The organism is Brevundimonas sp. (genome assembly GCF_031082345.1).
GTDB lineage: Bacteria > Pseudomonadota > Alphaproteobacteria > Caulobacterales > Caulobacteraceae > Brevundimonas.
This window is the reverse complement of record NZ_JAVHLH010000047.1, coordinates 499-8,909: the sequence shown is the minus strand read 5'-3', so window position 1 is coordinate 8,909 and position 8,411 is coordinate 499. Positions and strand designations below refer to the sequence as shown.

Sequence of the window (8,411 nt, the reverse complement as noted above, 5' to 3'; positions counted from 1 at the left end):
TGTTCCGGGCCGGTCGGGACCTGGCCGTAGCGGGGGGTGGCGACCGGGGCGCTCGGGGTCTTCGGGCGGGCCACGAAGGCTGTCCCGTTGGTCGCCGGGGCCTTCCCGTCGCCGACGCGGCTGCGCAGCGAGCGGAACTCCATCTTGTCGAGGAATTCGGCCAGCTTTTCCGGATCGGGGTCGCGGACGGCGAAGTCGTCGATCGGCTCGGGCGCCGGGGCGCTGCAGTCGAGGCGGCACAGTTCGCGGCTGAGGCGGATCTGGTCGGCGAATTCGATCAGGGTCTCGCGTCGTTTCGGCTGTTTGATCTCGTGGGCGCGGGCCAGCAGGGTGTCGAGATCGCCGTATTCGCCGATCAGCTGGGCCGCGGTCTTGGGGCCGATGCCGGGGGCGCCGGGGACGTTGTCGACGCTGTCGCCGATCAGGGCCTGGACCTCGACCACCTTGTCGGGCGTGACGCCGAATTTCTCGAACACGGCCTCCTCGGCGAGGCGGCGCTCCTTCATCGGGTCCCACATCACCACCGAGGGGCCGATCAGCTGCATCAGGTCCTTGTCGGAGCTGACGATCACCGCCTCGCCGCCGGCGTCGCGGGCCTTGCAGGCATAGGTGGCGATCAGGTCGTCGGCCTCATAGCCGGGCAGTTCGACGCAGTGGACGCCGAAGGCGGCGGTGGCCTCGCGGACCAGCGGGAACTGGGGGATCAGGTCCTCGGGCGGGGCGCTGCGGTTGGCCTTGTACTGGTCGTACATCTGGTTGCGGAAGGTCTTCTCCGAATGGTCGAAGACGGCGACCAGATGGGTCGGGCCGTCCTCGCCCTTCATGTCGCGGATCAGCTTCCACAGCATGTTGCAGTAGCCCTGCACCGCGCCGACGGGCAGGCCGTCGGACTTGCGCGTGAGGGGCGGCAGGGCGTGGTAGGCGCGGAAGATGTAGGCCGAGGCGTCGATCATCCACAGCCGCACGGCGGGGCCGTCCTGGGTGAGCGGGCGGTCGGTCGTCTCGGGGGCGGCGTCGGTCATCGGCGGAACATAGGGGGACGCGGCCCCGCCGTCACCGCCCGGCGACTACGAGATCCAGGTGTTCTTGCACTCGCCGACGGTCCAGCCGGCGAAGCCGGAATGAACGCGGCACTCGTAGCCCATGCCGGCGAGGGGGCCGTGCAGGATGCCGGTCTCGATCAGGGCGCCGCCGCTGTCATAGGCCGGGCGGGCGAAACTGACCCAGCGGACCCGCTCGCGCGGGTCGCCGGACGCGTCGGGGTCGTATGGCTGGAAGGCCAGGCCGTAGCGGCTCCATTGGCAGCGCGGGGCGTAGTCACCCTCGAAGCGGAGCGGCAGCGGCGGGTTGTCGGTGCTGTTGAACCGGTAGTGCTCCTTCGCCACGGCGGCGATGACGGCGCAGTCGTCGCTGTCGGCCCAGGGCGTGGGCACGTCCGGGCCGGAGGGCGTGGGCGTGGCGCAGGCTCCAAGGAGGCTGACGGCGGCGAAAGCGGCGACGCGGCGCATGGAGGCTCCTATTTCTGACGCAGGCCGGCGATGGTGCGGTTGGGCGCGATGTCCTCGGCCGAGGTGATCAGGTGAACGAGGGCGGGGCGGCCGGCGTTCCGGGCGGCGGCGAGCGCGGCCGGGAAGTCGGCGGTGGTCTCGCAACGGATCCCGAAGGCGCCGAAGGCCTCGGCGTATTTGACGAAGTCGGGGTTCTTCAGGTCGGTGGCGATGGTCCGCTGGGCGCCCGGATAGTGCGTCTCCTGGTGCATGCGGATGGTGCCGTAGGTGCCGTTGTCGACGACCACGACCACGACATTGATCCCGTACTGGACCGCCGTGGCGATCTCCTGCCCGGTCATCAGATAGTCGCCGTCGCCGGCGATGCAGATGACGTCGCGGTCCGGGTGCACGCTCTTGGCGGCGATGGCGGCGGGATAGCCGTAGCCCATGGCGCCCGAGGTCGGGGCCAGCTGGGTGCGGCAGGCGCGGTGGCGGTAGAACCGGTGCAGCCAGGCGGCGAAATTGCCGGCGCCGTTGGTGACGACGGCGTCGGCCGGCAGCACCTCGGCGAGGTGCGCCATGCACTCGCTCATATTGACCGCGCCAGTCACGGCGACCGGCGTGGAGAAGGCCTGGTAGTCGGCGTGGGCGGCGGCGGCCTCGTCATGCCAGGTGCGGCCCGGGTCGATCGCGGACAGGGCGCGGGCGGCGAGGGAATTGTCGGCCGTGGCGCTCATCAGCGGCGTCCAGACCCGGCCCAGCTCCTCGGCGCCGGGGTGGATGTGGATCAGGGTCTCGGCGGTGCGGGCGCGGTCGAACAGGGTGTAACCCTGGGTCGGATTCTCGCCGAGGCGGGCGCCGACGGCGAGGATCAGGTCGGCGTTCTTCGCGCGGGCGGTCAGCTTCGGATTGCAGCCTAGGCCGAGGTCGCCGGCGTAGTTCCGGCGGTCGTTGGAGATCAGGTCCTTGCGCCGGAACGACAGGGCCAGCGGCAGGCCGAGGCGCTCGGCCCAGTCGCCAAGGGCGGCGGCGGCCTCTTCCGTCCAGCCCGAGCCGCCCAGCACCAGCAACGGACGTTCCGCCTGCGCCAGCCGTTCGCGCACCTGTTCGACAAAGGCCGGGTCCAGCGCCGCCTTCGCCGGGTTCACCGGCCGGATCGGCGCGGGACCGCCGTCTTCGTGCAGAATGTCCTCGGGCAGGGCGATGACCACCGGCCCCATCCGCCCCTGCAGGGCGGTGGCGAAGGCGCGCTCGACGACCTCGACGGTGCGTTCCGGGCTCTCGAGCTCGGTGGCCCATTTGGCCAGGCCGCCGAACACCTCGCGGTAGTCGACCTCCTGAAAGGCGCCGCGGCCGCGGTCGGTCAGGGCGATCTGGCCGACGAACAGGATCATCGGCGTGGAATCCTGATGCGCCGTGTGCACCCCGATCGCGGCGTGGGTCGCGCCGGGCCCGCGCGTGACCATGCAGACGCCGGGCCGGCCGGTCAGCTTGCCGTAAGCCTCGGCCATGTTGGCGGCCCCCGCCTCGTGGCGGCAGGCGATGACCTGGATCCGGTCGCGCACATCGGCGAGGGCGTCGAGCACCGCCAGATAGCTCTCGCCCGGGACGCAGAAGACCCGGTCGATCCCGTTCATGACGAGGGTTTCGACGAGACGGCGGGCGGCGGTGTTCGCGGGCTGTGTCATGACGCGCGGGTTAGCAGATCGACCCCGGCCTTGGCCATGCAACCTCGACGGCGCGGCGGCGTTTATGGCCAAGGTTCAACACCACCTAGGGGATTCCCATGAAGAAGATCGTCGCTCTGACCATCATCGCCGCCGCCCTGGCCGTTTCGGCCTGCAACACCGTCGCCGGCGCCGGCCGTGACGTCTCGGCCGCCGGCTCCGCCGTCGCCGCCACCGCGGAAGACGCCAAGAACTAGGGCCTCACGGCCTGATGAAAGGGTCCGCCGGTTCGCCGGCGGGCTTTTTCGTGCGCGCTCAGTAGCTGACGCCGGTCAGATAGAGGCCGTCCGACGGGGCCACCGGCCCGCAACGCGCCCGGTCCTTCGCCGCCAGCGCCTTGGCCACATCCTCGACCTTCCAGCGACCCTGGCCGACCTCCGCCAGCGTCCCGGTCATCGACCGCACCTGCCGATGCAGGAAGCTGCGCGCCTCGAACACCAGATGCACCTCCTCGCCGATGCGCGAGACCCGGGCGACGTCCAGCGTCTTCAGCGGCGACTTCGACTGGCAGTTGATGTCGCGGAAGGTGGTGAAGTCGTGCAGACCCACCAGCGCCTGGGCCGCCGCCTGCATGGCGTCGGCGTCCAGCGGCCTCTTGGCGTGCCAGACCCGGCCCCGGTCCAGCGCCGGCCGCCCCGGGCGGTTGAGGATGCGGTACAGGTAGCGCCGTCCGGTGGCCGAGAAGCGCGCGTGCCAGTCCGGCTCCGCCTCGACGCAATCGAGCACCGCCACGGCCTCGTGCACCATATGGGCGTTGAGCGCATTCATCACCGTCTTCGCCGGCCAGGCCTTGTCCAGATCGACGCCGATCACCTGGCCGGTGGCGTGCACCCCGGTGTCGGTCCGCCCGGCGGCGGCGATGCGTACGGTCTGGCCGCAGAAGGCGGTGATGGCCTTTTCGACCGCGCCCTGCACCGTCGGCTGGTCGGTCTGGGCCTGAAAGCCATTGTAGCCCGAGCCGTCGTACTCCAGCGTCAGACGGTACCGGGGCACTAGCCGAGCACCGTTCCGGCGGGGATCGGGAAGCCGCGCAGCATTTCGTCCGCCGGCTGCGCCGCCTTGCCCGGCCGCTGCACCGTCAGCAGGCGCACCACGCCCTCGCCGCAGGCCACCCGCAGGCCGCCGTCCAGCACCTCGCCGGGCGCGCCTTCGCCCGGACCCGAGACGCGCGACATCAGGGCCTTGATCCGCACCGGACCCTCGGGTCCCGGCGCCTCGAACCAGGCCCCGGGGAAGGGCGACAGGCCGCGGATGTGGGCGTCGATCTCCGCCGCCGGGCGGGTCCAGTCGACGCGCGCCTCGGCCGGGGTGATCTTCTTCGCATAGGTCGGTTCGCCGGTCTGGGGCGTCCCCTCGACCCCGCCGCGCTCGATGGCGGCCAGGGCGCGCGGCCACAGGCTGGCGCCGGTGTGCGACATGCGGTCGGACAGGGTCGCGGCGGTATCGTCGGGACGGATGTCCATCACCTCCGACAGCAGGATCGGCCCCTCGTCGAGCCCCTCGGACATGCGCATGATCTGGACGCCGGTCTGGCGGTCGCCGGCCATGATGGCGCGCTGGACCGGCGCCGCCCCGCGCCAGCGCGGCAGCAGCGAGCCGTGCAGGTTGAAACAGCCCAGCCGCGGCGCGTCGAGCACCTCGGCCTTGAGGATCTGGCCGTAGGCGACGACGCAGGCCGCGTCGACGTCGAGGCTCTGGAAGGTGGCGATGGCCTCGGCCGACTTCATCGACTCCGGCGTGAACACCGGCAGGCCCATGGTCTCGGCGAAGGCGTGCACCGGCGAGGGCGTCAGCTTCTGACCCCGCCCGCGCGGCTTCGGCGGCTGCGAATAGACGGCCACGACCTCATGGCCGCTGGCGATCAGCTCGGCCAGCGAGGGCACGGCGAAGTCGGGGGTTCCCATGAAGGCGAGGCGCATGCGCGGCGGTGTGCCCTATGCGCGGGACGGGGACAAGGCGAGGGGGAGGCGGGGGCTGACGGTTCGGGGCGTTGTTGCTGACGCCCTGGCGACGGTGCAGGGTTCATCCATGAGCTCTGTTCTGTCACCCACCGCCGCGCTGCTGCTGGGCATTCTCTCGCTCACCGACCCGGGTCAGGGGCCAGCCCATCCCCGGGACGCGGACGTCAGGGCGATGGTGCAGCATGCCGCCTTCGACCCGACGACCTATTTTCCCTCGAGGTACATCAGGGATCATTCCATCGTCCGGATCGCATACACCGGCGACGATTACGGGTGGCCGGTCTACTCGATTGCGATCGCCGAAGGCTGCATCGCCGGAGAAACCGTCCCCCGGGACGGTTGCGCTTCGCGGTTGAGGGCTCGCATGGTTCGCGCGCCTGCCGACCCTGACGCCGTACGACCCCGGGTCCTCGGAGCCCGACTGGTGTCACGGGTCGAGGGGACCGGCGCCAGAACACCGGAGGAGGTACGAAAGGCGCTGGGTGAGGAGAACCTCGAATGGGTCGAAGCTGACCTGCGGGCCTGCCCGGGCGCGCTTGACGCATTGGCGGAGTCCGCCGAAGCCGAGTGGGTTCCCGACGCCATCACTAATCCCCGGCCCGAGGACGCTATGACGGGTCTCGTCCTGCACGCCGACATCGTGCGGGTGGATTTCAGCCAGTACGCGCGGTTGACGACCTACAGCGGCTGGATCGCCGAACGATCCCCGGCCGCCTGGGCGGTCGGGTTGGCGGCCACGCTCGAACCCTGCTGGGAACCAGCGCCGGAACAGCCGCCCTGGCTTCGGCCAGACTGAGAAGACGCGGGCAGCGGCCAGACCGTATTCAGTCGAAGCGGGTGAACACCCCGCCGCCCTCGTCCCATTCGCCGCCGGCGTCGAAGGCGTCGTCGAAGTCCAGCAGCCGGTCCAGAACGATCCCGGCCACCACGCCGACGACGGCCACGCCGACCAGGGTGATCAGGCTGGCCACGCCGACCTTCTCATTGCGGGTCAGACGGCGACGGCCGGAGGGGTCGATGATGCGGTCACGGTTGCGCTTGAGACGGGCCATCAGGCGGCGAGCCTCGCCGCCTTCTTGACCCGGGCCACGGCGCGCTCGCGCTTCAGCCGCGACAGGTGGTCGATGAACAGCACGCCCTCGAGGTGGTCCATCTCGTGCTGGACGCAGACAGCGTAGAGGCCGTCGCACTCTTCCTCGATGGTCTTGCCGGCGTAGTCCATGTAGCGGATGCGGACCCGGGCCGGGCGCTCGACGGCGTCATAGACGTCCGGCACCGACAGACAGCCTTCCTCGTACTGGAACAGCTCGTCGGAGGCCCACAGGATCTCGGGATTGACGAAATAGCGGGGGTTGCGGCGGGCCTTTTCCCAGGCGGCGACGGCCTCGTCGGAGGCGTCCTCGTCCGGGGCCTCGCCGGCCGCTTCGCGATCGCCCAGGTCCATGACGATGACCCGGCGCACGTCGCCGACCTGCACCGCGGCCAGGCCGATGCCCGGGGCCGCGTACATCGTCTCCAGCATGTCGTCCATCAGGGCGCGCAGCTCGTCCGTCACCGGCCCTTCGACCGGGCGGGAGACTTGCTTCAGCACCGCCAGGTCGGCGGCGTTGTCGATGGTGAGGATGCGACGGACGGCCATGGCCGGGAGGTAGGGTGAGCGGGCCCGAACGTCAAGATTTCCGGGCGCCGTGCTCGGTTATGCCGCGGCGCCTGGCAGGACCCTCGGCTTGCGGTCGTCGCCGATGGCCACATAGGTGAAGACGCCCTCGGTGACCCGCATCGCCCCGGCGTCGGCCCCGTTGCGCGAGCGTTTCCACGCCTCGACATGGACCCGGATCGAGGTCCGGCCGGCCTTCACCACGGTGGCGTAGATCGACACCTCGTCGCCGACCGAGACCGGCTGGTGGAACACCATGGCGTCCAGCGCCACCGTCACGCAGCGGCCCTGGGCCAGTTCGAACGCCGGGGTCGCCCCCGCCAGGTCCATGTGGGCCAGCAGCCAGCCGCCGAAGATGTCACCCTCGGGGTTGGTGTCGGCCGGCATGGCGATGACCCGGCCGACGAGGCGGCCTTCCGGCGCCTCGCTCATCAGAAGGCGCTCTCGCCGGTGATGGCGCGGCCGAGGATCAGGGCGTGGACGTCGTGGGCGCCCTCATAGGTGTTGACCGTCTCGAGGTTCATGGCGTGGCGCATGACGTGCATCTCGCCGGTGATGCCGGCCCCGCCGTGCATGTCGCGGGCCTCGCGGGCGATGGCCAGGGCCTTGCCGCAGTTGTTGCGCTTCATCATCGAGATGGCCTCTGGGACCCAAGCTCCCTGGTCGAGCAGCCGGCCCAGCGCCAGGGCGCCCTCGAAGCCGAGGAAGATCTCGGTCTGCATGTCGGCCAACTTCTTCTGCACCAGCTGGCGCGAGGACAGCGGGCGGCCGAACAGCATGCGCTCGCCGACGTAGTCGCGGGTGGCGTGGAAACAGAACTCGGCCGCGCCCATGGCCCCCCAAGCGATGCCGTAGCGGGCCTTGTTCAGGCAGGAGAACGGTCCGCGCAGGCCCTTCACGCCGGGCAGCAGGTTCTCTTCCGGCACGAAGACGTCGTTGAGGCCGATGTCGCCGGTGATCGAGGCGCGCAGGCTCAGCTTGTCGCCGATCTTGTCGGTGGTGAAACCGTCCATGCCGCGCTCGACGATGAAGCCGCGGATGACGTCGTCGAGCTTGGCCCAGACCACCGCCAGGTCGCTGATGGGGGAGTTGGTGATCCAGTATTTGGCGCCGTTCAGGCGGTAGCCGCCGTCGACCTTGACCGCCTTCGTCTTCATCGAGGCCGGGTCGGAGCCGCCGTCGGCCTCGGTCAGGCCGAAACAGCCGATCAGCTCGCCGGCCGCCATCTTCGGCAGGAAGCGCATCTTCTGCTCCTCGGAGCCGAAGGCGTAGATCGGATACATGGCCAGGGACGACTGGACCGACATGGCCGAGCGGTAGCCGCTGTCGACGGCCTCGATCTCGCGCGCGATCAGGCCGTAGGCGACGTGGCTGACCGAGGAGCCGCCGTACTGTTCCGGCAGCATGGCGCCGAGGAAGCCCATCTCGCCGAGCTCGGTCATGATGGCCTTGTCGAAGACCTCGTCGCGGAAGGCGGCGATGACGCGCGGCAGCAGCTTTTCGCGGGCGTAGGACCGCGCCGACTCCTGGATCATCCGCTCGTCGTCGGTCAGCCGGCCGTCGAGGTCCAGCGGGT

11 protein-coding genes are annotated in these 8,411 nt (G+C 70.4%); 2 read left to right on the top strand and 9 right to left on the bottom strand.

The window, feature by feature from the left end; genetic code table 11:
• The 3 genes from RDU12_RS04935 to RDU12_RS04925 all read right to left on the bottom strand — a co-directional run.
• On the bottom strand, nt 1-1,022 hold a 1,022-nt coding region (locus RDU12_RS04935; RefSeq protein WP_308684188.1), incomplete at its 3' end, for a 5'-3' exonuclease H3TH domain-containing protein.
• Between the two features lie 45 nt (nt 1,023-1,067).
• Nucleotides 1,068-1,508: a hypothetical protein gene (locus tag RDU12_RS04930; protein WP_300290816.1), complete on the bottom strand. Its 441-nt coding sequence runs from the start codon at nt 1,506-1,508 to the stop codon at nt 1,068-1,070.
• A gap of 8 nt (nt 1,509-1,516) precedes the next feature.
• Complete coding sequence (locus RDU12_RS04925) at nt 1,517-3,178, bottom strand: thiamine pyrophosphate-binding protein (protein WP_300290814.1); 1,662 nt, start codon at nt 3,176-3,178, stop codon at nt 1,517-1,519.
• A gap of 98 nt (nt 3,179-3,276) precedes the next feature.
• Here RDU12_RS04925 and RDU12_RS04920 point away from each other — a divergent pair, with 98 nt between their 5' ends.
• Nucleotides 3,277-3,414 carry an entericidin A/B family lipoprotein gene (locus RDU12_RS04920; protein WP_300290812.1) on the top strand — a complete coding sequence of 46 codons (138 nt, stop codon included), beginning with the start codon at nt 3,277-3,279 and terminating at the stop codon, nt 3,412-3,414.
• Nucleotides 3,415-3,472: 58 nt separating this feature from the next.
• On the opposite strand, the gene truA is transcribed toward RDU12_RS04920, so the two are convergent.
• Both truA and fmt read right to left on the bottom strand, forming a co-directional pair.
• Nucleotides 3,473-4,210, bottom strand: coding sequence for a tRNA pseudouridine(38-40) synthase TruA (truA, locus tag RDU12_RS04915; RefSeq protein WP_300290809.1), 738 nt, complete (start codon nt 4,208-4,210; stop codon nt 3,473-3,475).
• Entirely contained in the window at nt 4,210-5,136 is a 927-nt protein-coding gene (gene fmt / locus RDU12_RS04910) for a methionyl-tRNA formyltransferase (protein ID WP_308684186.1), read from the bottom strand. Before fmt ends, truA begins: the two co-directional genes overlap by 1 nt.
• Before the next feature lie 109 nt (nt 5,137-5,245).
• Between fmt and RDU12_RS04905 the strand changes: the two genes are divergently transcribed.
• Complete coding sequence (locus RDU12_RS04905) at nt 5,246-5,974, top strand: hypothetical protein (protein WP_300290320.1); 729 nt, start codon at nt 5,246-5,248, stop codon at nt 5,972-5,974.
• 28 nt (nt 5,975-6,002) lie between these two features.
• Here RDU12_RS04905 and RDU12_RS04900 read toward each other — a convergent pair whose 3' ends face one another.
• The 4 genes from RDU12_RS04900 to RDU12_RS04885 all read right to left on the bottom strand — a co-directional run.
• On the bottom strand, nt 6,003-6,230 hold the full coding sequence (locus RDU12_RS04900; protein ID WP_300290319.1) for a hypothetical protein: 228 nt from the start codon (nt 6,228-6,230) through the stop codon (nt 6,003-6,005).
• On the bottom strand, nt 6,230-6,817 hold the full coding sequence (def, locus tag RDU12_RS04895; RefSeq protein WP_300290318.1) for a peptide deformylase: 588 nt from the start codon (nt 6,815-6,817) through the stop codon (nt 6,230-6,232). Before def ends, RDU12_RS04900 begins: the two co-directional genes overlap by 1 nt.
• A 57-nt stretch (nt 6,818-6,874) precedes the next feature.
• The gene (locus tag RDU12_RS04890; RefSeq protein WP_300290317.1) at nt 6,875-7,267 is read right to left on the bottom strand and encodes an acyl-CoA thioesterase; all 393 of its coding nucleotides are present in this window, start codon (nt 7,265-7,267) and stop codon (nt 6,875-6,877) included.
• Nucleotides 7,267-8,411: acyl-CoA dehydrogenase (locus RDU12_RS04885; protein ID WP_308684184.1), on the bottom strand; the 1,145-nt coding region annotated here is incomplete at its 5' end. The genes RDU12_RS04885 and RDU12_RS04890, both read right to left, overlap by 1 nt.